Here is a 21,741-nt window from a genome sequence, read left to right as displayed (position 1 = left end):
AGGGGGATGGACGTACAACGCAGGCCAACGACATGCACACCTATTTGCGGCTTACCCCGCTGGCGCTGGCGGCGCTTGCGGTCAATGCCTTCGCCCAGCAATCGGCAGCGCAGGCCAGTGACGGCGCCGACGTACAGGCACTGATCACCCAGCTGGAACAGCTCAAGGCCAACTACGCACAGGAAGTGCGCCGCCTGCGCGAGCTGGACATGCAGGTGCAGGCCATGCAGGCCCGCCTGAGCGGACGTGCCGGCGGCGCCACGACCCCGGCTGCACCCCTCGCCCCGGCGGCCGCAGCCGCAGCGCCGCCCAGCACCGAGGGCTACGCCAGCACGGCGGCCGAGGCACAGCAGGCCAAGCAGGAGGCGCGACGCAGCGTGGATGACGTGAAACAGCAGCAGGCGGCGCTGTTCTCGCGCAGGTTCACCCTGGAAAACAGCCTCACCTACGCCCGCTATGACCGCAAGCAGCTCACCCTCAATGGCTTCCTGGCGCTGGATGCGATCTTCCTGGGCAACATCGCCATCGAGAACGTCGAGTCCGATTCGCTGACCTACAACCTGGCCGCGCGCTGGGGCGTCAGCCCGAACCTGACGTTGAACATGGATGTGCCCTACCTGGCACGGCGCACCGTGTACCAGAAGGGCGGCGCCGGTGGCGCGGCCGCGGCCATCGCGCAGGAAGAGACCAATGGCAACGGTCTTGGCGATGTCGGCCTGAGCGCCAACTACCGCCTGTTCGGCGAGCGTGGCTGGCGCCCGGAAACGGTGCTGACCGGCGGCGTCACCGCACCGACCGGCCGCGCGCCCTATGGCCTGGACTGGAAGGTGATCGAGCGCGATGACGATGACTACATCCGCTTCGCGGTGCCGCGCGAACAGCCGACCGGCAATGGTGTATGGCAGGCCAACCTGGGCGTGTCGATGGTGAAGACCGCCGATCCGGCGATCCTGTTCGCCAATGCGGGCTACATCCATTCCTTCCCGCGCGGATTCGACGATATCGACAGCAATCCGGACACCGTCAACCCCGGTGACGTGAAACTGGGCGGCTCGGTGTACTTCGGTGCCGGCGTGGCCTTTGCCTTCAACGAGCGCACCAGCCTGAGCATTTCCTTCAGCGACAAGATCAGCGCACGCGCGTCGACGCGCTTCCAGGGCGGGCAATGGGTGAAAGTGATCGGCAGTGATGCCAACGCAGCTTCGCTGAACCTGGGCGTGACGTATGCGCTGAACCAGCACGCGACGATGGTGACCCTGCTGGGCATCGGGCTGACCCCGGACGCGCCGGACTTCACACTGTCGTTCAAGGTGCCGTACATGCTGTAGCTGATTGCGGTGATCCTGCATCGGCAACGCCGGGCCTCGCCCGGCGCTCTTTTTTTCAGGCTCATCGCGGATTCGTGTGGGCCCTTTTGGAGGCTTGAACCGCCTCCAGGCCTTGATGGCAAGCCCTTTGCGGAGCTCGGCGACGCAGTGCATCCTGTTCTGACTTCCTGACACGGTGTGGTGCATGAAGACAGGGCGTCGTCTAACCGAGCTGTTCTCCTTCCCCGGCTTCGTGGCGGCGGCCACGCTCAAGGGCGTGTTCGGCGACCCCAAGGCCCGGGTCTTGACCCTGCGGCGCCGAAAAAAACGGCCGAGTGCTCCAACTGCGGGCATCGTTGTCGCAGCCGTTACGACAAGCGGAGCTGCCGTGCCCGCGACCTGCGGATGGCCGGCTGGCGGCTGTATGTGGAGTTCGAGCGCTGGCGGGTCCTGTGCCCGGGGTGCGGCGGCGTGCATGTAGAGCGGCTGGACTGGCTGGCGAAGAACCCGCGCTACACCGAGCGCTTCGCTCTGCATGTGGGCAACCTGTGCCGGAACATGACCAACAAGGCCGTAGCAGAGCTGGAGCGGCTGCACGACAGCACGGTCAAGGACCTGTCCAAGTTGTACATGGCTGAGCAGGTGCGTCGGGCCGGGACGCCCGCGCCGCGGGCGATCGGCATCGACGAGATCGCCATCCACAAGGGGCATGACTACAGGGTAGTGGTCAGCGACCTGGAGCGGGGGCGGCCGATCTGGTTCGGCGGCAGTGGCCGCACCGAGGCGGACATCGACCTGTTTTTCACTGAGTTGGGGCCGAAAAAGGCGGCCGGCATCGAACTGGCGGTGATGGACATGTGGCGGCCATTCCGCACATCGGTGCGCAAGAACGCGCCCAATGCCGGGATCGTGTTCGACAAATTCCACATCATCGGCCACCTGTCCGACGCACTCGACCACGTGCGCCGGGACGAGTACAAACGCCTGCAGGGCAAGGACCGCAGCTACATCAAGGGCCAGCGCTACACGCTGCTTTCCAGGCGCGAGCACCTGAGCCTGGACGGTCGCAAGGCGCTGGGCAAGCTGCTGGCGGCCAACAAGCGCCTGAACACGGCTTACCTGCTGAAGGAATCCTTTGGCCAGCTGTGGAGCTACCGCAGCGAGCGCGGTGCCCGGGCGTTCTTCGGACGCTGGAAGCAAAGCCTGCGCTGGCAACGGCTGGCGCCGTACCAGAAGTTCGCGAGGATGATCGAACGGCACTGGGATGGCATTGCCGCGTATTGCCATCCGGACAACAAGGTCAGTCTGGGCCTGGTGGAAGGGCTCAACAACAAGATCCGGGTCATCCAGCGCAGCGCCTATGGCTACCGCGACGAGGACTACCTCAGGCTCAAGATCATCGCCAGCTTCCTGCCACCACTACCTGAAAACGCTCGATTGCACCCACACTGATCCGCGAAGACCCTTTTTTCACAGCGGCGCTCACGCATGGTAGTGCCGGGCGCTGCCCGGCAGCCGTTTCCCAGCTGTTGATGTTGATGTTGACTTGGGTCCGCCTTGTAGCGAGCCGAGCACCGCAGGGGAACCAGGGGCGAAGAGGCGCGGGTGTCTGAGCGCAGCGAGTTCCGCGCCGTCCCCTGGTTCTCCGAGGAGCGCAGGGCACCGGCGCGCGTAGCGCGGCGGCTCGCGGACGGCGGCGTGTTTCTTTGGTTACTTTTTTTGCACGAGCAAAGAAAGTGACACCCCTCCGCGGTCGCGGAAACCAGCTGCCGGGCAGCGCCCGGCACTACCGCTCCGGTGGCAGCTGCAGGTGGTGCTTCCGGCACAGCCGGTACACCGTCACCCGCGACACCTGCATGTAGCGCGCGCACGCCGACACGTTGTAGCCATGCATCTTCAGTGTCCGCAGCAGCAGATCGCGCTCGACCTGGCCGCGCGCGTCCTGCAGCACCGCGCGCGGCGAGAGGGCTTCGGCGTCAGCCAGATCCAGGTCGCTGGCGGCGATCAGTTCGTTTTCGCTGACGATCGCCGCGCGCTGTACGCGGTTCAACAGCTCGCGCACATTGCCTGGCCATTCAAAATTGCGCATCGCCTGGCGTGCACCCGGCGCGAAGCCACGGGCGCGGCCTGGATGGCGGTTGCGGAAGCTGCGCAGGAAGTGCTCGGCCAGCAGCAGCACGTCGCTGCCCCGGTCGCGTAGCGCAGGCATCGGCAGCCGCAGCACATTGAGGCGGTAATACAGGTCGCGGCGGAATTTTCCCTCGGCCACGGCCTGCTCCAGGTCGACGTGGGTGGCCGCCAGTACACGTACGTCCACCCGCAGCGGCTGGTTGCTGCCGACGCGCTCCAGCGTGCCTTCCTGCAGCACGCGCAGCAGGCTGGTCTGCGCGTCGGCCGGCAGGTCCCCCACTTCGTCCAGGAACACCGTGCCACCGTCGGCCGCCTCGAACAGGCCGACCCGGCGCTGCGCCGCGCCAGTGAACGCGCCGCGCTCATGGCCGAACAGTTCCGATTGCACCAGGCTGGCCGGAATGGCCCCGCAGTTGACCGCCATGAACGGCCGGCCGGCACGACCGGACAAAGCGTGCAGGGCCTGCGCGGCCAGTTCCTTGCCGGTGCCGGTTTCACCCGTGACCAGCACCGGCAGCTCGACCGGCGCGAACTTGTGCAGCGCCGCCCGCATGGCCAGCAGTGCAGGGCTGTCGCCGATCAGCGCCGGCAGGCCACTGCCCTCCCGGACAGGGGCCAACGGCGGCGCATCCTCGCCGCAGTGGCGCTGCATCGCGGTCACCAGATCCGGCAGTTCGCGTGGCAGGGCGAACTGATCCTGGCAGGCGCCCAGCAGCGGCGCCCAGCTGGGCGGCGCTGCATCCAGGCCGGCTGGCAACACGGCCAGCCAGGGCAGGTGCTGGTGCTGCTCGACCCAGGGCAGCATGGGCTGCAGCGCGTCCGCGTCGAGATGGCGCAGGTCCAGCACGGCCACCAGATGGTCGCGGCCGCGCAGGCCAATGGCCATCGCGGGCGAGGGGCTGATACAACGCAGCTGCCAACCGGCGGCCGCCAGCGCGTCGCGCTCGCCCATGAGCGGCTGGCCGAACCAGATCACACAGCGTGATGGAACCTGCAGGCTTGCCGCCATGCCTTCCCCCAGCAACCGGGCAACGCGGGCGGTGTCAGACGGGTCATCGCCGCGTGCCGCCCCACGCCGGGATGCCCTGGCCGCATCCGGCGGCCGGTCACAGCAGCTTTCACACCGTGACATCAAGGACCAACGCAATCAGTGCCGACCAGCGGCCACCGTCGCCGAAGCGGGCGCGCAGGCAACAAAAAAGCCGCTGCTGGGCAGCGGCTTTCCCGTTCTGCAACCCGGCAAGCGGGTTCAGAGCTCGACGCGGCGCGCCTGCATGAACTTGTTGCCCCAGTAGCCACTGAGCAGGGTATCGACGCGGACGTCCTTGCCGGTGCTCGGGGCGTGCAGGAAACGGCCTTCGCCGACATAGATGCCGACGTGATCGACGCGGCCCTTGCGGCCGAAGAAGACCAGATCACCGGCTGCCAGGGCAGCGCGGTCATTGATCAGTTCGGCATTGTTGTCATGGGCCATTTCGCGCGACACGCGCGGCAGCTCGATGCCCAGCGCCGAGCGGAATACATAGCCGACCAGACCGCTGCAGTCGAAGCCGCTGTCCGGGTTGCTGCCGCCCCAACGGTACGGCGTGCCCAGCAGGGTCATTGCCCGGCGCAGCAGCGACTGCACCTTGCCGTTGTCGTCCAGATTGCCCACTACCGCACCAGTGGCAACGCTGCTGGTGTCGTAGTTGGCAAGCAGGCGGCTGAGGTCGCCGGCGACCATGGCCGAGCGGTCCATCAGCGGAATGGTGTCGTTGGCGGCCAGGTGCGGCAGCAGGGCGGCCAGGGTGGCGCTGGCGGCGGCATCGGCACGGCTGCGCTGGGGAGCGGCGGCCTCGGCCTTGGCGGCTGGCCGGACGGTTTCGGCCACGGCAGCCGGGGGGGCGTCGGTCTTGGCGGGGACACTCTGCGACCAGGCCGGAAGGCTGGTCAGACACAGTGCCAGGCCCAGGAGCAGCGGGCGGACACTACGTGAAGAAGCGGCGGTCTGGCCTTGGCTTTGCAGGTCGTCAGTCGTCACGCGTCGGTCACAGAAAAAAAACGATGGGGCATCATGCCCTGTAAAAGCCTCAATAAGTTAAAAATTCCGTTAACAAATCGTTATTTTTAGTGTGATTTTCGTCACGGATTTGAACATATTGCCTGTTCATTTTAGCGAAGAACGCGTTTCGCTCCTGTGTAGTGGTCTTTCCAGTACGGACCGCTGAGCGAGTCCAGCCGGACCGTTCCACCGGTGCTCGGCGCATGCACGAAACGGCCCTCGCCGACATAGATGCCGACGTGGGTGATGTTGCCGCGGCTGCCGAAGAACACCAGGTCGCCGGTGGCCAGCCGCTTCGGGTCGATCTTCGGCCCCTGCACGGCGGCCAGGTCGCGCGAGGTGCGCGGCAGCTTCAGGTCAACCATTTCCCGATACACGTAGGTCACCAGACCGCTGCAGTCAAAGCCCGAATCGGGGGTGTTGCCGCCGTAACGGTACGGCGTGCCGACCAGGCTGATGGCGCGCATCAGCACCGAATTGGCCGCCTCGGGGTTGTTTGGGATGGTGGCCGGCCAGTGCGCCGCCGGGGCCGGCGTGGCAGGCCGGACGGCCTTGCCGCCACCACAGGCGGTCAGCAGCAGGGGCAGGGCCAGCAGCAGGGCGGGGGCGAGGAACCGGCGCGGGCCGGACGAAACTGGCGTGATGTGCATGATCTCCGGATAATGCGCCACCTTGGATTGGCCGTCATGATGGCGGCGTCCCCGCCGGGCCACAACCCGCCCCAACCCGCCTGCCTCCGGCAGATCCAGACAGAGTTGCGCATGAAGATCGAAAAAGACCGCGTTGTCCGCTTCCACTACACCGTCTCCGAGGTCGGCCAGGCGCCGATCGAATCGTCCAAGGACCGCGGCGAGCCGCTGTCAATCCTGATCGGCCACGGCAACATCATCCCAGGCCTGGAAAACGCCATGATGGACAAGGAAGCAGGCGCGACCTTCGACGTCGACGTCAAGGCGGCCGATGCCTACGGCGAGCGCCGCGAGGGCCTGTCCCAGCGCGTGCCGAAGAAGCACTTCGGCAACGCCAAGCTGGTTCCGGGCCAGCAGGTCGTGCTGCAGACCAACTTCGGCCCGCGCGCGGTCACCGTGCAGAAAGTCGGCATGAGCGTGGTCGACGTCGACCTGAACCACCCGATGGCCGGCAAGGATCTGCATTTCGACGTCGAGATCGTCGAAGTGCGCGAAGCCGCCAAGGAAGAAGTCGACCATGGCCATGTCCACGGCGACGGTGGTCACCACCACTGATCGCCGCGCGATCATGATGGCAGCAACGGCCCGCTTCGGCGGGCCGTTGCGTTTGTGCAACACGCCATGGCCGTCCATGGCGGGCAGGGCAGCGGCATAATGACGGACCTGCCCGCCGGACGCCCCGTGAACGCCGCTTCCCTTTCCCTGCAGCCGGTGGCTTCCGGCGAACGCATCGCGGTGCTGGACGTGCTGCGCGGGATGGCCCTGCTGGGCATCCTGTTGATGAACATCGAGGCTCTCAGCGGGCCGCTGGACCTGGCCTTCACCGGGATAGACGCGCGCTGGCACGGGCTGGATTACCTCGCCGATGCCTTGGTCTACATCTTCGTACAGGGCAAGTTCTTCACCCTGTTCTCGCTGCTGTTCGGTGCCGGCTTCGCGGTCATGGCGCAACGCGCACGGGCGGCCGGCCGCGAGTTCACCCCTTTCTACCTGCGGCGCAGCCTCGGCCTGGCGTTGATCGGCCTGTGCCATGCGCTGCTGGTGTGGTCCGGCGACATCCTGGTGCTGTACGCAATGGTATCGCTGCCGCTGCTGGCTTGCCGCGAAGCGCCGCGCAGCTGGCTGCCGTGGATGGGCATCGTGGTCTATCTGGCCGGTGTGGCGATGATGCTGCTGATCGGCGCGATGGTGACGATCTCGCCGCCGCAGGATCTGCAGAAGATGCTGGTCGACGCGCAGCAGGGCATCGACCAGCAACGCCTGGTGTACGGGCAGGGCACCTGGGTGCAGGGCAACGTGCAGCGCCTGCAGGAATTTGGTGCTTCGCTGGGCGCGCTGGTGATTACCGGTCCGGAAGTACTGGGCATGTTCCTGATCGGCAGCTGGTTCGCTGCCAGCGGGGCGCTGGCCGAACCGGAGCGCTTCCCCCGCCTGTATGCCGGCCTGCGCTGGATCGCGCTGCCGCTGGGCCTGCTGGTGACCCTCGGTGGGGTGGTCTGGAAGCCGTACCTGGCACCGGGTGAGTACACGTTCGAAGCCACGGCGGCGATGGCGCTGGTATCCGTTGGCGCGGTGCCGATGTGCCTGGGTTATCTGGCGTGGATCGTGCACTGGCGCGCACGGCTGGGCTGGCTGGCACCGGTCGGGCGGATGGCCCTGACCCACTACCTGGCGCAGTCGCTGGTCTGTACCTGGTTGTTCAACCATTACGGGCTGGGCTGGTTCGACCTGATGCCGCGCGCGTGGCAGCTGGTGTTCGCGCTGTTCCTGTTCACCCTGCAGGTGGGGATATCGCAGCTGTGGCTGCGGCGCTTCCGCTTCGGCCCGATGGAATGGCTGTGGCGTGCGATGACGTACCGGCAGTGGCCGCCGATGCGGCGCGAGCAAGGGCAGCAATGATGCCGGTCCGCGCTGCCCACGCCGTACTGCGTAGTGGCCATGGCATGCTCGCCTGTGGAGGCGTTGCCATCCACGCATGGCGTGGATCTACTCAGCGGCGGGGGCCATCCACGCATGGCGTGGATCTACGATTCTTCATTCTTTGAGCGATTCCGATGAGCACTGCATCCTTTGACTACGACCTGATCGTCCTGGGCGGCGGCTCGGCCGGCCTGGCCGGCGCCATCCGCGCGGCCCAGCACGGCAAGCGCGTCGTGCTGCTGGAGCCCGGTGAACTGGGCGGCACCTGCGTCAATGTCGGGTGCGTGCCGAAGAAAGCGATGTGGCTGGCCGCCGACCTGCACGAGCGCATCGGCCTGGCCAGCGCGATGGGCTTCGACGTGGCCGCACGCCCGGCGTTGTCATGGAAGGAACTGGTGATCCATCGCCAGGCCTACATCAACAACATCCATACCAGCTACCACAAGCGCCTGGACGAAACCGGCGTGGTGCGCATCCCGGCGCGCGGGCACCTGGTCGATCCGCACACCGTGGCCTGCAGCGATGGCGTGCGTTACAGCGCCCAGCACATCCTCATCGCCACCGGTGCGCACCCGCAGCGTCCGGACATTCCCGGCGCGGAGCTGGGCCTGGTCTCCGATGATTTCTTCGACCTGCGCCGCGCGCCGGCCGAAGTGGCGATCATCGGCGGTGGTTACATCGCGGTGGAACTGGCCGGGCTGCTGCAGGCACTGGGCAGCAGGGTCAGCCTGCTGGTGCGCGGCACACGCCTGCTGGAGCGCTTCGACTACGAGCTGACCGACCAGCTGGCCGAAAACCTGAAACAGCAGGGCGTACGCATCCACTTCGACTACCGTCTGCGCGAGCTGCAGCGTGACGGTGAGCGCGTGCGTGCGTTCGGCCATGACGGCCCGCTGGACAGCGTGTTCGATGCGGTGTTCTTCGCCACCGGCCGCCGTGGCAACAGCCGCGACCTCGGCCTGGAAGCGCTGGGCATCGGCATCGGCGAACACCAGCAGGTGGAGGTGGATGAGGGGCAGACCACAGCGGTGCCGAGCGTGCACGCGGTGGGTGACATTGCCGGCAAGGTGGGCCTGACCCCGGTAGCAGTGGCGGCATCGCGGCGGCTGATGGATCGTCTGTTCGGCGGCCGCCCGGATGCGAAGATGGATTACAGCAACGTGGCCAGCGTGGTGTTCTCGCACCCGCCGCTGGGCGCGGTGGGCATGAGCGAAGAAGAAGCGCGCGCCTGTTTCGACCAGGTGACGGTCTACCACAGTCGCTTCCGCCCGATGCTGCAGGCGCTGGCCAACGGTACCCAGCGCAGTCTGTTCAAGATGGTCTGCGCCGGTGCGGAGGAGCGCGTGGTGGGCATCCACCTGCTGGGCGAAGCGGCCGACGAGATCCTGCAGGGATTCGCGGTGGCGGTGAAGATGGGCGCAACCAAAGCCCAGTTCGACGACACGGTGGCCATCCACCCGACCTCGGCGGAGGAAGTGGTGCTGATGCGCTGACCTGCGGTTTTTGTAGGGCCGAGCCATGCTCGACTGCGCCTGTCTGTAGAGCCGAGCCCATGCTCGGCTTTCTCCGGCCGGGCACCGCGAAGCCGAGCGTAGGCTCGGCTCTACAGGGCATCGCGCGCCTGCATGCGACAATGGCACCCCTCCTTGCATTCCCGGCCGCACCGAGCGGCCTGCCGTCGTCCTGATGTCCAGCCCTTTCCCCCGCATCGCTACAGCCTCCCCGCGCACTGCCTTGGGCGGTGTCGGCCTGGCGGCGGTGGGTGCCATCGCCGCGTCCGGCAAGGCCATCATCGTCAAGCTCGGCCTGCGACACGGCATCGATGCCACCACCCTGCTGGCGCTGCGCATGCTGATGGCGCTGCCGCTGTTCGCGCTGATGGCGCTGTGGTCGGCACGCCGTGCCGAACCCCTTTCCTGGGCCGACCGCGCCCGCGTGCTGTGGCTGGGCTTCACTGGCTATTACCTGTCCAGCCTGCTCGATTTCCAGGGCCTGCAGTACATCAGCGTGACCCTGGAACGGCTGATCCTGTACTTGAACCCGACCCTGGTGCTGTTGATCAACGTGCTGCTGGCGCGGCAGCGTCCGGGCCGCTGGCAGGTCGCAGCGCTGGTGCTGAGCTACCTGGGCGTGCTGTTGGCTTTTGGTCATGACCTGCAGCGCGAGGGCGGGCAGATCATCGTCGGCAGCCTGCTGGTGCTGGGCAGTGCGCTCAGCTACGCGTTGTACCTGTTCGGCAGCGGCCAGGTGGTGGCGCGCATCGGCGCGGTGCGGTTGACCGCCTATGCCAGCTGCGTGGCCAGTGTGCTGGTGCTGCTGCATTTCACCCTGACCCATCCACTGCCGCTGCTGTGGCAGGCACCGGCCCCGGTGCAGTGGTTGTCGCTGGTCAACGCCACGGTGTGTACCGTGTTGCCGGTGCTGGCGATCATGCTGGCGGTGCAGCGCGTTGGCTCGTCGCTGGCCGCGCAGGTGGGTATGCTGGGCCCGGTTTCCACCATCGTGATGAGTCTATGGCTGCTCGACGAGCCGATGGGGCCGGCGCAGATCGCCGGCACCGTGCTGGTGCTGATCGGCGTGCTGCTGGTGACGCGCCTGCGGCGCTGACACCGGAACAGGCCCGTGCCCGCATCGTGGCGGTGATCCGTGCGATTCCGCCGGGGCAGGTGCTCGGCTACGGGCAGGTGGCGATGCGTGCCGGCCTGCCCGGGCGCGCACGCCTGACCGCGCGGATCCTCGGCCAGAACGACGATCCGGACCTGCCCTGGCACCGTGTGCTGCGTTCGGACGGGCGCATCGCCATGGCCGAAGGCTCGGCCGGTTGGCGCGAGCAGTCGCAGCGGCTGCGCGCCGAAGGCGTGGTGGTCGAGAACGGCCGGGTGCGTATGCCTGCCAGTGATCCGGCGGCTGCGCTGGACGCGGCACTCTGGGGGCCGGGCTGATCGCCGCTGCCGACTGAACGCCGGGTCCTGGGCGGTCGCCACGTTGCCGTAGGGCTGCGGCTATGATGGAGGCCGTTCCATGCAGGTGCTGCCATGTTCCCGCGATTGCCCACCGTCACCAAGGCCTTGCTGATCACCAACGTGATCCTGTTCCTGCTGCAGCAGCCGTTCCTGCTCGGCATGCAGACCTTCGAGCCGTTCATGCTGCAGCCGCTGCAGCAGGGCTTCGATGCGTTTTCTCCAGGCGGCAATTTCCAGCCATGGCAACTGCTGACCTACGGCTTCCTGCATGGCAGCTTCGGCCACCTGTTCTTCAACATGCTGGCAGTGTTCATGTTCGGCGCGCCGCTGGAGCAGACCTGGGGCGAAAAGCGCTTCCTGCTGTACTACCTGGTGTGCGTGGCCGGTGCCGGTGTCTGCCAGCTGATCGTGGGTACGTTGCTGGAAAACCCGGCTACGGTGCTGGGCGCGTCCGGTGGCGTGTTCGGCCTGTTGCTGGCCTACGGCATGCTGTTCCCCAACCAGCGCGTGATGCTGCTGTTCCCGCCCATTCCGATGAAGGCACGTACGTTCGTGATCCTGTTCGGCGTGGGCGAGCTGGTATTGGGCATGACCGGCTGGCAGCCGGGCGTGGCCCACTTCGCACACCTGGGCGGCATGCTGTTTGGTTGGTTGCTGATCCGCTACTGGCGTGGGCAGCCGCCCTTCAACAAGCGCCGCCCCCCCGGCCCACCCAAGCGCCCGAACCACCTGCGCAGCGTGAAGTGAGGCGCGTCGCGCCTCGCTTCACGCGGGTAGGTGCCGACCGTTGGTCGGCACACAATGAGGCGGATCATTTGACGCGGGTAGGTGCCGACCGTTGGTCGGCACACCGTCACAGATCCCGCAACACCACCTGCGCGGCATTGTGCCCAGGCGCACCCGTCACACCACCACCGGGATGCGTGCCCGAACCGCACAGGTACAGCCCCGGCAGCGCACCGCGGTACCCGGCCTGACCGACCATCGGCCGTGCCGAGAACAACTGGTTGGCGCTGAGCGCGCCATGGAAGATGTCTCCTCCGATCAGACCGAAGACGCGCTCCAGATCCAGCGGTGACAGCACCTGCCGGCCCAGTACGCTTCCGGCAAAACCCGGCGCATGGCGCTCGACGGTGGCGATCATCAGGTCGGCCACGTCCTCCCGATGGTCATCCCAGTGCCGCTTGCCGGGCAACACCGGTGCCACGTGCTGGCAGAACAGGCTGGCCACATGCTGCCCGGGGGGCGCCAGCGAATCGTCCAGCGTGCTGGGAATCAGCATCTCCACGATCGGTTCGCGGGACCAGCCGTCGCGGCGCGCATCCAGCCAGGCGCGATCCATGTAGTCCAGGCTGGGCGCCATGATGATGCCGGCACTGAGGTGGTCGCCAGGGCCGGGCAGGGCAGTGAAGTCCGGCAGCCGCGACAGCGCCACGTTCATACGGAATGTGCCTGAGCCGCAGCGCCACTGCGCCATGCGTTCGCGCGTGGCTGACGGTACCTGCGCCGGCTCAAGCAGTTGTTCGTAGAGCAGCCTGGGATTGACGTTGGCGACCACGCTGCGCGCACGCAGGGTTTCACCACTGGCCAGCACGACACCAGCCACGCGCCCCTGCTCGATCAGCACGCGCTGCACGCCCGCATCCACGCGCAGCTCCGCGCCGGCTGCACGCGCTGCCGCCGCGATGGCGTTGCTGATCGCGCCCATGCCGCCGATGGCGTGGCCCCAGGCACCCTTCACCCCGTTGCACTGGCCGAACACGTGGTGGAGCAGCACGTAGGCGCTGCCCGGCGTGTACGGGCTGGCGAAGTTGCCGACGATGCCGTCGAAACCCAGCAGCGCCTTGATCGGCGCGCTCTCGAACCACCGGTCCAGGTACTCGGCCGCCGACAGTGTGAACAGATCGAGCAGCTCCTGCCGCAGCGAAGCATCCAGTGTGGCCAGTTCGCGGCCGAGGCGACCCATCTGCCACAGCGCGGGCAAGGCGCGCCAACCGCCAGCCACGCCCAGATCCGGCGGCACTCGCAGCGCCCACGCGCGAAGCACGTCTGCGAATATCTCCAACCGTGCCTCGTACTCGGGCAGGCGTTGTGCATCATGCTCGGAGAACTTCGCCACCTCGGCCTGGGTGCGGCCCGGTGCCGACAGCAGGTAGCGGCCATCGTCCAGCGGCAGGAAATTGTTGGCCGGCCGGTTGACGATGCGCAGGCCATGCGCGTGCAGCTGCAGGTCGTCGATCACCTTCGGCTGCAGCAGCGAGACGGTGTAGGAGGCCACCGAGTTGCGGAAGCCGGGATGGAATTGCTCGGTCACCGCCGCGCCGCCGAGCACCCCGCGGCGCTCGAGCACCAGCACCTTCTTTCCGCCGCGTGCAAGATAGGCCGCGCACACCAGCCCATTGTGGCCACCACCGACGATGATCGCATCCCAGGTCATCAGCACCTCTCAGAAAAGGGGACGGAGGGGATTAAGTCGCAATGCGCTTGCTATGTGAATCGGGGAGGGCAGAGGCGACTTGATCCCATCTGTCCCTTTTTTTGATGGCGGCGGCGATGGTGGCGATGTCGATCTTCTTCATCGGCATCATCGCGTTGAAGGCGCGCTTGGCCAGCGCCTTGTCCGCGCTGGTCACCGCGTCGATGAGCATGCGCGGGTTGATCTGCCACGACACGCCCCAGCGGTCCTGGCACCAGCCGCAGTCGCTTTCTTGGCCGCCGTTGCCGACGATGGCATTCCACAGCCGGTCGGTTTCGGCCTGGTCTTCTGTCTGGATCTGGAACGAGAACGATTCGTTGTGTTTGAACGCGGGGCCGCCGTTGAGGCCCACGCAGGCCACGCCGCAGACGGTGAACTCGACGGTGAGCACCGCGCCTTCCTGCCCGGCAGGGTAGTCGCCGGGTGCGTGATGCACGGCGGTCACTGCACTGTCGGGGAAGGTGCTGGCGTAGAACGTGGCGGCTTCCAGTGCCTGCGTGTCGTACCACACGCAGATGATGTTCCTGACGGCCATGATCGGCTCCGCGGCGGGCGAGGCTGCAGCGATAGCATGGCCGGTGTTAATGCGGGATCGTGCTGCGCTGCAGGACCGCGCTACCATGCCGCAGGGGAGCCGTTCCCATCCACGGCAGTACAACAAGGACGTTGCGTGAAGATCCTGATCCTGGGCGGGTATGGGGTGTTCGGAGGGCGCTTGGTGCGGCTGCTGGCGGACCTGCCGCAGCTGGAACTGCTGGTGGCCGGGCGCACCCTGGCGGCGGCAGAGGCGTTCTGCGCCGATTACCGTGGTGAATCCACCGTGCGGCCCCTGCAGGTTGACCGGCAGGACCTGGTGCCGACCCTGCTGGCTGAACGCCCGCACCTGGTGGTCGATGCGTCGGGTCCCTTCCAGGATTACGGCAGCCAGCGCTACGCCGCCATCGAGGCCTGCATCGCCGCCGGTATCGACTACCTGGATTTCGCCGATGCGGCCGACTTCGTGTCCGGTGTCCCGCAGTTCGATGCGCAGGCGCGGGCGGCGGGCGTCTACGTGCTGTCCGGGGCCAGCAGTTTCCCGGTGCTGACCGCTGCGGTGCTGCGGGTGATGGCCACGCGCATGGACATCGTCAGCGTGGAAGGTGGCATTGCGCCGTCTCCCTATGCAGGTATCGGCTTCAATGTGATGCGCGCCGTGGTCGGTTATGCCGGCGCACCGGTGAAGCTGCGCCGCGACGGGCGCGATGGCCACGGCGTGGGCCTGGCCGAAAGCCGCCGTTTCACGGTGGCGGTGCCTGGGCGCATGCCCCTGCGCAACCTGCATTTTTCACTGGTGGACGTGCCTGACCTGCAGGTGCTGCCGCCGGAACATCCGACCCTCACCGACATCTGGATCGGCGCAGGCCCGGTGCCGGAAATCCTGCACCGCGTCCTCAACCTGTTGGCCAAGGCCCGCCAGCACCTGCGGCTGCCGTCGCTGGAACCGTTGTCCCCGTTGTTCTACACCGTGCTGAACCTGATGAAGTTCGGCGAGCACCGCGGCGGCATGATCGTACGCGCGGTGGGCATGCGCGATGGCGCGCTGGTGCGGCAGAGCTGGCACCTGCTGGCCGAGTCCGATGACGGCCCCTACATTCCGTCGATGGCCATCGAGGCGCTCATCCGCAAGCAACTCAAGGGCGAGCGGCCGGCGCCCGGTGCGCGACCGGCCACGCATGCGCTGGAGTTGTCCGATTACGATCAGCTTTTTGCGGGCCGCACCATCCATACCGGCTTCCGCCACGACATGCCCGGCGCCAGCCTGTACCAGCGCGTGCTGGGGGATGCCTACGCACAGCTGCCACCAGCGGTGCAGGCGCTGCACGCGCCCGGTGCGGCGCAGTGCTGGACGGGCAGGGCGCAGGTGCAGCGCGGTCGTGGCCTGCTGTCGCGGCTGCTGGGTGCGCTGTTCGGTTTTCCGGCGGCGGGTGAGCAGGTGCCGGTCAGTGTTGCGTTCGCCGCGGAAGCCGGTGGTGAGCGTTGGACGCGCACGTTCGCCGGCCGCCGTTTCTCCTCGCTGCAGACCGAAGGCCGCGACCGCAACGAGGCGCTGGTGGTCGAGCGCTTCGGCGCCGTGTCGGTGGCCCTGGCCGTTGTGGTCGAGGGCGGACGCCTGCAGCTGGTGCCGCGCCGCTGGTCGCTGCTGGGCATTCCGTTGCCACGTGCGCTGCTGCCGGGTGACCAGAGTTTCGAGTACGAGGTGGAGGGGCGTTTCGTGTTCGACGTGGAGATCGGTGCGCCGTGGGTGGGGCGCATCGTGCATTACCGGGGGATGTTGGCGCCAGCGTGACGGGTGTTGTCGCGTACGCACATGCCGTGGAGGTGTCGGAATCGGAATGAAGCGTTGTCGCTTCAGACCTTTGTCACCGCGCTGGAGTGTCGATGGCGTGACGTATATCGCCCGGCTCCCCGTACCGTGAGTTCCGTCGAGCCAGCTTCGGTCGTTCGCTGAAATGCCTTGTTTCAAGGGGCGCGGCGTGATTTGCAGTCCGCTTTGCCGTGTGCAGGGCATCAGGATCAGCGCGATTTATCGCACGTTCCAGCACTGCCTCGATGCACCCGTACGTGCCTATAACTCTCCGGCAGTTCCACCACCAGAGAGAAAGCATCATGGCATCCACATCCTCATATCGCCTGCTGAAGCGTACTGCGCTGTCGGCAGTGTTGTTTTCCATCGTCGGCAGCGCGGCGGCACAGAGCACGACCGGCACGCTGTACGGCACCGCTGCCGGCTCGGAAGGTGCAACGGTCATTGCCCAGAGCGACAGCGGCCTCAAGCGCTCCGTCTCCATCGATGCGCAGGGGCGCTACAGCTTCGGCGCGCTGCCGGTAGGGCGCTACAGCATCAGCCTGCAGCGCGACGGCCAGATCATCGAACGGCGCCAGGATATCCAGCTGAGGGTGGGTGCCGGCACCGAGGTGAGCTTCGGCGCGCATGCGGCGGCCACCACGCTGGACGCAGTGAACGTCACTGCGGCGAACATACCGAAGATCGATGTGACCCACACCGTCTCCAAGTCGGTCATCACCTCCGAACAGCTGGAGGTGCTGCCGCTGGGGCGCAGCGCTGAAGCGATCGCGCTGCTGGCGCCGGGCGTGGTCGCCGGAAGCGGCGCATTCTCCAACGGCTCCCGTTCCGTGCTGTCCTTCGGTGGTGCCAGCGTCACCGAGAATGCCTATTACCTCAATGGGTTCAACGTCACCAACCCGCTCAACTACCTGGGGGGTGTCAGCCTTCCTTACGGCTCCATCGATCAGCAGGAAACCTTCACCGGTGGCTATGGGGCCGCCTATGGACGTTCCACCGGCGGGGTGATCAACCAGCTTGGCAAGCGCGGCACCAACCAGTGGCGGTTCGGTGCACAGGTCACATGGACACCGGCTGGGCTGGCCGAAGCACCTGCATCGGTTGCTTACCCGGACATGGCCCTGCCGGAAGGGTATGCCTATGAGAACCCGGCCAAACCCGGCACGCTGTACCGCTATCGGCGCGACGACAAGGCAACCCGGACTACCTACAGCGGTTACGTCAGCGGCCCGTTGGTCGAAGACCGGCTGTTCGTCCACCTTGCCGCCGAAGCCAGCCGTCGCGAAGGCGTTGCAACTGCCAATGAAGCCGCCGCGCAGCAGGCGCGCAACCACTACCGCGTGGACACACCGAAGTTCTACGGCAAGGTTGATTGGAACATCAATGACAGCAATACGCTGGAATACACCCGGTTCCAGGACACCGATCGTACGGCGGGCTACTACACCGCCTTCGACTATGAAACGCTGACGCAAGGTGATCGCACCGGCACCTTCCCCAACACCCGCAAGACGACCACCGATGCCGACATCTTCAAGTACACCGGGTACCTCAACGATGCGCTGACTTTCAGCACCGTATGGGGACGCACGCGGACCGGCAACCTGGAGTTCAATCCGCTGGATTCGGGCAATCCGTACATCAGCGGCGCAAGCAATCAGGATCCGACACTCAATGGCGGCACCCCTGTGCGCAATGACCAGCCGGACCTCTACAGCAAGGCGCCTGATGCCGGCAGCACCACACAGGGGCTGCGCATGGACCTGCAATACCGACTCGGCAACCATGAGTTGACCGCGGGTATCGACAACATGACCTACCGGGCAAACAACGAGGGTCAGTCCATGACCGGTCCCGGCCATGCCTGGATCTATTCGCGCGGAAATCCCGACGCATCCCCCAGTCCAGGCTTCGGCATCGCGCCGCCCGGCGGTGATGGCTACTTCGTACAGAAGTACATCTTCTCCACCACGACCAGCATGTCGGTGAAGCAGCGGGCCTACTATCTGGAGGACCGCTGGCAGCTGACCCCCGACTGGCTGCTGACCCTGGGCCTGCGCAATGACCGCTTCACCAACTACAACAGCGACGGCGCGGCCTATGTGGAAAGTGGTGACCAGTGGGCGCCACGCCTGGGCGCCAGCTGGGATGTCTTTGGCGATGCATCGCTGAAGGTCTTCGCCAACCTGGGCCGCTACTACCTGGCACTGCCCAACAGCGTGGCCATCCGCGGCGCTTCCGCATCGACCTACACGCGCGAGTACTTCACCTATACCGGTATCGATGCCAACGGCAACCCGACCGGCCTGACGCCTCTGGGTGATGGCCCGGTATCGGCCAACAAGGAGTATGGCCAGGCCCCCGATCCGCGTTCGGTCGCCCCCACCGATCTGCGTTCGCAGTACCAGGACGAGCTGATTCTGGGCTTCGAAAAAACCTTGGGAAGCCAGTGGAACAGTGGTGCCAAGGTGACCTACCGCCGCCTGCAGTCGGCCATCGATGACACCTGTGATGCCGACCGTTTCGTTGATCGCCTGACCGGCATGGGGCTGGACCCGGAGGCCTACGATCTGCCCGGCTGCGTGATCTTCAATCCGGGCCAGACCAACACCTTCCAGGTACGCCATAAGGATGGGTCCGGCTACACGCCGGTCACCATGGGGGGCGCCGATTGGGGCTACGGTGGGAAGAAGGCCCAGCGGCAGTATGTTGCGCTGGATCTGTTCATCGAGCATCCCATGGCGGACCGCTGGTATGGTCGTCTGGACTACACCTGGTCGCGCAGCTTCGGCAACACCGAAGGGCAGGTCAGGTCGGACATCGGCCAGGGCGATGTCTCCAAGACCCAGGACTGGGATGCGGCGGCATTGATGGAGTACGCCGGTGGCTACCTCGCCAATGATCGCCGGCATCAGCTGAAAGCCTTCGGTGCCTACCAGATCAATGACGAATGGACGGCATCGGCCACGTTGCTGGTGATGTCAGGCATGCCGAAGAACTGCCTGGGCTATTACGGCAGCGACCAGAGCGATCCGGTAGCGGGCTACGGATCGGCCTACCACTACTGCAACGGGCAACCTTCGCGGCCCGGTGACGCAGGCCGGCAGCCGTGGACCACGCGGCTGGACGTGGGCGTGATGTATCGCCCCGGGTTTGCTGACAACCGGCTTGGCTTCGGCTTGAACGTCTTCAACGTGCTCAACCAGCGGCGGCAGTTGCAGTCGATTGCAACCTACCAGGTGGGGCCGGACACGGTGTCCAACACCTACGGCATGGGCAACTACTTCACTGCGCCGCGCACCGTCCGGCTGACGGCTTCGTATGATTTCTGACCGGTTCGCTTGAGGCTCTCTCTTCTGGCAACGGTTCGTTTGGCCCCGTCCTTCGGACGGGGCCCCTTTTCTGTCAGTTCGCCGGGGCGCAGCCGTGTGCCGTACGAAAAAGGCGCCCGAAGGCGCCTCTGTCGTTACTCACGTCACCGCAGGGCTCAGCGCCAGACCTTGATCTGCTCACCGTCAGCACGCTGCATCGGCTGGCCGGCCTTGCAGCTGAAGGTAGCGCCGAAGGCCGGCAGGTTCGACAGCGGGCCGTTGGTGCGCCAGCGACCCGGTGCACGGATGTCGGCGGTCAGGCGGCGCGCCGCTTCGTTGGGCGACAGCTGCTGCGGCCACAGTGCGGCCCAGGCGCGGAAGAAGCCTTGCTGCTGCGCCGGCTTGGCCTTCGGCTCCTGCGCGGTGTAGGCCGCCCAGGCCAGCTCCAGGCCGGCGATATCGGCCAGGTTCTCTTCCTGGGTCAGCGTGCCGTTGACCTTGGCGCCCTTGACGCCGGGGAAGTCGTAGGCGCCGTACTGCGCGGCCATGCGGTTGCCGAGCAGGGTCCAGGCGGTCTTGTCGGCCGGGGTCCACCAGCTGCGAAGCTCCCCCTTGGCGTCGACCAGAGCGCCCTTGGCGTCGATGGCGCGGTTCAGTTCGTGGCCGACCAGGCCACCGAAGCTGCCGAACTTGTCGGCGGCATCCGCCTTGGCGTTGAACACCGGGCCCTGCAGGATGGCGGCGGTGACGATCAGGCGGTTCTGCGCCAGGTCATAGGCCAGCGACGGCTGCTGCGGCAGCACGTCCCAGCGACGGTCGGCGTTGCCCTTGCCGATGCGCTTCATTTCCTCGCGGTGGCGCCAGGTCGAGGCGATCAGCATGTTGCCGCCGAACGAGCCGCGGCCCATCGGCTGCACGCTGTAGTCCAGATCACGCAGCGGGGTGCCGATCTCGATCTTCAGTGCGGCCAGCTTGGCCTGTGCTTCGGTTTTCGCTTCTGCGCTCATCCAGGTGCTGTTCTTGACTGCCTCGATCTGCACTTCGCGCACCTTGTCGATGATCCACGCCGCCTGGCGGCGATCTTCGGCGGACAGGTAGCGAGCGGCGTACTCGCGGCCGACCATCGGGCCGGCGGCCACGTTGATGGCGTCCAGCACGTTTTCCCAGCGCTGCGCGGGCAGGGTTTCACCGCGCAGCACGCGGCCGCGGAACTCGAACTCGGCGTCGCGGTAGGCCTTGGACAGGTACGGCGCCATTGAGTCGCCCACGCGCCAGCGCAGGTAGGCCTTCCACTGTTCCGGCTTGAGCTTGGCGACCATCGTGTCGAGCTGCTTGAACAGGCCCGGGTCAGCGAGCGAGACCAGATCGTCGTTCACGCCCTGCGCCTTGAGGAAGGCATCCAGCTGCAGGTTGCGGTAGCGGCTGTTGAGATCCTTGGTCGAGATCGGCGCGTAGTTGTTGAACGGGTTGTTGATGCCGGCCAGCGACTGCGCGTTGCGCGCCAGTTCGGTTTCCAGTTCGATCACCGACTGCGACTCGGCATCCAGCTTGGCTGCCGGGGTACCGGTCAGGGCCAGGATCTGCTTGACGTAGTTGCGGTAGCGGCCCATCAGGGCCACGGTGTCGGCGTCGGTACGGGTGTAGAACGCCGGGTCGGGCAGGCCCATGCCGCCCTGCATGAAGTAGCCGATGTGGCGGTCCAGCGCCTTCAGGTCCACGTCCGGGCCGAAGTTGAAGGCCACCGGGATGCCGACTTGGTGCAGTGCGGCGATCGAGGCCGGGACGTCCTTGGCCTTCTTGATCGCGTTGATGCGGGTCAGCAGCGGGGCGATCGGGTTGGAGCCATCGGCTTCGACCGCGGCTTCGTCCAGGCCGCTGGCCCAGAAGTCGCCGAGCAGCTTCTGCACGTTGCCCTGCGGCGCCTTCATCGAGGCGTCCAGTAGTTCACGCTGCTGCTGGCGGCTGCGGTCGACCAGCTGGCCCAGCGCGGTGGCGGCACCGGACTGCGGCACGGGGTTGGCCTTCAGCCAGTCCGCGTTGGTGGCATCGTAGAAATCGCTGCACTGGGCGCTGACGGCCGGGGCGCGCACGGCCTTCTTCTTGGCGGCGAACGCATCGTGGGTCGGGACCAGGGTCGCCAGGCTGATACCCAGGGCGACGGCGAGCGGACGGAAATTGGGCATGTAGAACGAATCCGTGATGGATTGAGGGCGGGCGAACTATAGCAAGCCGTGCATGGGCGCGGGATGCATGCGTCACGCGGCTTCCGCCGGGCATGGCCCGGCGCTACCGGATGGCACACGCAGGGGCGCTGGATGTACGCGCCGTGACAGGACGGAGGCGGACCAGATCTGGTCGTGCGTCGGGAAAAAGGTTCTTCTCCCATCTGAGGGGAGAGGCTCACGGCCGCCCCGCTAGATCGTGGCTGTCAAGACTACAAACTGGGTCCGGCCGTGGCCAAGTTGGATTGTATGCCGTTGTTGGGGGGGGGGGGGGGCTGGGCGGGGTATCGCCTTGACAATTGGCGGCGCGAGGTTCGTGACGGAGTCTCGTGGCTGGT

General features: G+C 66.5%; 16 protein-coding genes. 10 read left to right on the top strand and 6 right to left on the bottom strand.

All coding sequences use genetic code 11. The annotated features are described in order from the left end of the window. The first annotated feature begins 32 nt into the window (after positions 1–32). Positions 33–1,328: a transporter gene (locus tag ACQKDV_RS08135; RefSeq protein ID WP_427783252.1), complete on the top strand. Its 1,296-nt coding sequence runs from the start codon at positions 33–35 to the stop codon at positions 1,326–1,328. 177 nt (positions 1,329–1,505) lie between these two features. Next, complete coding sequence (locus ACQKDV_RS08130) at positions 1,506–2,759, top strand: ISL3 family transposase (RefSeq protein ID WP_427783251.1); 1,254 nt, start codon at positions 1,506–1,508, stop codon at positions 2,757–2,759. Between the two features lie 334 nt (positions 2,760–3,093). Here ACQKDV_RS08130 and ACQKDV_RS08125 read toward each other — a convergent pair whose 3' ends face one another. The 3 genes from ACQKDV_RS08125 to ACQKDV_RS08115 all read right to left on the bottom strand — a co-directional run bounded on the left by ACQKDV_RS08125 (position 3,094) and on the right by ACQKDV_RS08115 (position 6,128). Then, positions 3,094–4,446: a sigma-54 interaction domain-containing protein gene (locus ACQKDV_RS08125; RefSeq protein WP_427783250.1), complete on the bottom strand. Its 1,353-nt coding sequence runs from the start codon at positions 4,444–4,446 to the stop codon at positions 3,094–3,096. A 240-nt stretch (positions 4,447–4,686) separates the two neighbouring features. Next, positions 4,687–5,457: a C40 family peptidase gene (locus tag ACQKDV_RS08120; protein ID WP_427783248.1), complete on the bottom strand. Its 771-nt coding sequence runs from the start codon at positions 5,455–5,457 to the stop codon at positions 4,687–4,689. A gap of 131 nt (positions 5,458–5,588) precedes the next feature. Further along, the gene (locus ACQKDV_RS08115; protein ID WP_427783260.1) at positions 5,589–6,128 is read right to left on the bottom strand and encodes a C40 family peptidase; all 540 of its coding nucleotides are present in this window, start codon (positions 6,126–6,128) and stop codon (positions 5,589–5,591) included. A 111-nt stretch (positions 6,129–6,239) separates the two neighbouring features. On the opposite strand from ACQKDV_RS08115, the gene ACQKDV_RS08110 reads away from it, so the two are divergent. The 6 genes from ACQKDV_RS08110 (at position 6,240) to ACQKDV_RS08085 (ending at position 11,797) form a co-directional block, all read left to right on the top strand. Next, positions 6,240–6,722, top strand: a complete 483-nt coding sequence (locus ACQKDV_RS08110) for a peptidylprolyl isomerase (RefSeq protein ID WP_324807403.1) — start codon at positions 6,240–6,242, stop codon at positions 6,720–6,722. A gap of 99 nt (positions 6,723–6,821) precedes the next feature. Further along, positions 6,822–8,066 carry a DUF418 domain-containing protein gene (locus tag ACQKDV_RS08105; RefSeq protein ID WP_427783247.1) on the top strand — a complete coding sequence of 415 codons (1,245 nt, stop codon included), beginning with the start codon at positions 6,822–6,824 and terminating at the stop codon, positions 8,064–8,066. Between the two features lie 155 nt (positions 8,067–8,221). Further along, positions 8,222–9,580, top strand: a complete 1,359-nt coding sequence (gene gorA / locus ACQKDV_RS08100; protein WP_427783246.1) for a glutathione-disulfide reductase — start codon at positions 8,222–8,224, stop codon at positions 9,578–9,580. Positions 9,581–9,773: 193 nt separating this feature from the next. Then, on the top strand, positions 9,774–10,694 hold the full coding sequence (locus tag ACQKDV_RS08095) for a DMT family transporter (protein WP_427783245.1): 921 nt from the start codon (positions 9,774–9,776) through the stop codon (positions 10,692–10,694). Next, complete coding sequence (locus tag ACQKDV_RS08090; protein WP_427783244.1) at positions 10,601–11,029, top strand: MGMT family protein; 429 nt, start codon at positions 10,601–10,603, stop codon at positions 11,027–11,029. Before ACQKDV_RS08095 ends, ACQKDV_RS08090 begins: the two co-directional genes overlap by 94 nt. A 93-nt stretch (positions 11,030–11,122) precedes the next feature. Beyond that, positions 11,123–11,797, top strand: coding sequence for a rhomboid family intramembrane serine protease (locus tag ACQKDV_RS08085; protein ID WP_427783243.1), 675 nt, complete (start codon positions 11,123–11,125; stop codon positions 11,795–11,797). 106 nt (positions 11,798–11,903) lie between these two features. Here ACQKDV_RS08085 and ACQKDV_RS08080 read toward each other — a convergent pair whose 3' ends face one another. Both ACQKDV_RS08080 and ACQKDV_RS08075 read right to left on the bottom strand, forming a co-directional pair. Next, positions 11,904–13,487, bottom strand: coding sequence for a phytoene desaturase family protein (locus ACQKDV_RS08080; RefSeq protein ID WP_427783241.1), 1,584 nt, complete (start codon positions 13,485–13,487; stop codon positions 11,904–11,906). Positions 13,488–13,518: 31 nt separating this feature from the next. After that, positions 13,519–14,061, bottom strand: coding sequence for a VOC family protein (locus ACQKDV_RS08075; RefSeq protein WP_427783240.1), 543 nt, complete (start codon positions 14,059–14,061; stop codon positions 13,519–13,521). 135 nt (positions 14,062–14,196) lie between these two features. Here ACQKDV_RS08075 and ACQKDV_RS08070 point away from each other — a divergent pair, with 135 nt between their 5' ends. Then, a complete protein-coding gene (locus ACQKDV_RS08070; protein ID WP_427783239.1) occupies positions 14,197–15,852 on the top strand; it encodes a DUF4166 domain-containing protein in 1,656 nt (551 codons plus the stop codon). Positions 15,853–16,172: 320 nt separating this feature from the next. Then, a complete protein-coding gene (locus ACQKDV_RS08065; protein WP_427783238.1) occupies positions 16,173–19,202 on the top strand; it encodes a TonB-dependent receptor in 3,030 nt (1,009 codons plus the stop codon). A gap of 155 nt (positions 19,203–19,357) precedes the next feature. On the opposite strand, the gene ACQKDV_RS08060 is transcribed toward ACQKDV_RS08065, so the two are convergent. After that, on the bottom strand, positions 19,358–21,364 hold the full coding sequence (locus tag ACQKDV_RS08060; RefSeq protein ID WP_427783237.1) for a M13 family metallopeptidase: 2,007 nt from the start codon (positions 21,362–21,364) through the stop codon (positions 19,358–19,360). Positions 21,365–21,741: the final 377 nt, after the last annotated feature.

Origin of the sequence: Stenotrophomonas sp. NPDC077659 (assembly GCF_050268705.1) — a bacterium.
Classification (GTDB): domain Bacteria; phylum Pseudomonadota; class Gammaproteobacteria; order Xanthomonadales; family Xanthomonadaceae; genus Stenotrophomonas.
Note: the sequence above shows the minus strand (reverse complement) of the source record. Positions and strands in the feature narration are given on the sequence as shown.

Coding starts and splice junctions, on each gene's coding strand:
- ACQKDV_RS08135 (WP_427783252.1), top strand. CDS start 33: ATGCACACCTATTTGCGGCTTACCCCGCTGGCGCTGGCGGCGCTTGCG.
- ACQKDV_RS08125 (WP_427783250.1), bottom strand. CDS start 4,446: ATGGCGGCAAGCCTGCAGGTTCCATCACGCTGTGTGATCTGGTTCGGC.
- ACQKDV_RS08115 (WP_427783260.1), bottom strand. CDS start 6,128: ATGCACATCACGCCAGTTTCGTCCGGCCCGCGCCGGTTCCTCGCCCCC.
- ACQKDV_RS08110 (WP_324807403.1), top strand. CDS start 6,240: ATGAAGATCGAAAAAGACCGCGTTGTCCGCTTCCACTACACCGTCTCC.
- ACQKDV_RS08105 (WP_427783247.1), top strand. CDS start 6,822: ATGACGGACCTGCCCGCCGGACGCCCCGTGAACGCCGCTTCCCTTTCC.
- gorA (WP_427783246.1), top strand. CDS start 8,222: ATGAGCACTGCATCCTTTGACTACGACCTGATCGTCCTGGGCGGCGGC.
- ACQKDV_RS08095 (WP_427783245.1), top strand. CDS start 9,774: ATGTCCAGCCCTTTCCCCCGCATCGCTACAGCCTCCCCGCGCACTGCC.
- ACQKDV_RS08090 (WP_427783244.1), top strand. CDS start 10,601: ATGGCTGCTCGACGAGCCGATGGGGCCGGCGCAGATCGCCGGCACCGT.
- ACQKDV_RS08085 (WP_427783243.1), top strand. CDS start 11,123: ATGTTCCCGCGATTGCCCACCGTCACCAAGGCCTTGCTGATCACCAAC.
- ACQKDV_RS08080 (WP_427783241.1), bottom strand. CDS start 13,487: ATGACCTGGGATGCGATCATCGTCGGTGGTGGCCACAATGGGCTGGTG.
- ACQKDV_RS08075 (WP_427783240.1), bottom strand. CDS start 14,061: ATGGCCGTCAGGAACATCATCTGCGTGTGGTACGACACGCAGGCACTG.
- ACQKDV_RS08065 (WP_427783238.1), top strand. CDS start 16,173: ATGGCATCCACATCCTCATATCGCCTGCTGAAGCGTACTGCGCTGTCG.
- ACQKDV_RS08060 (WP_427783237.1), bottom strand. CDS start 21,364: ATGCCCAATTTCCGTCCGCTCGCCGTCGCCCTGGGTATCAGCCTGGCG.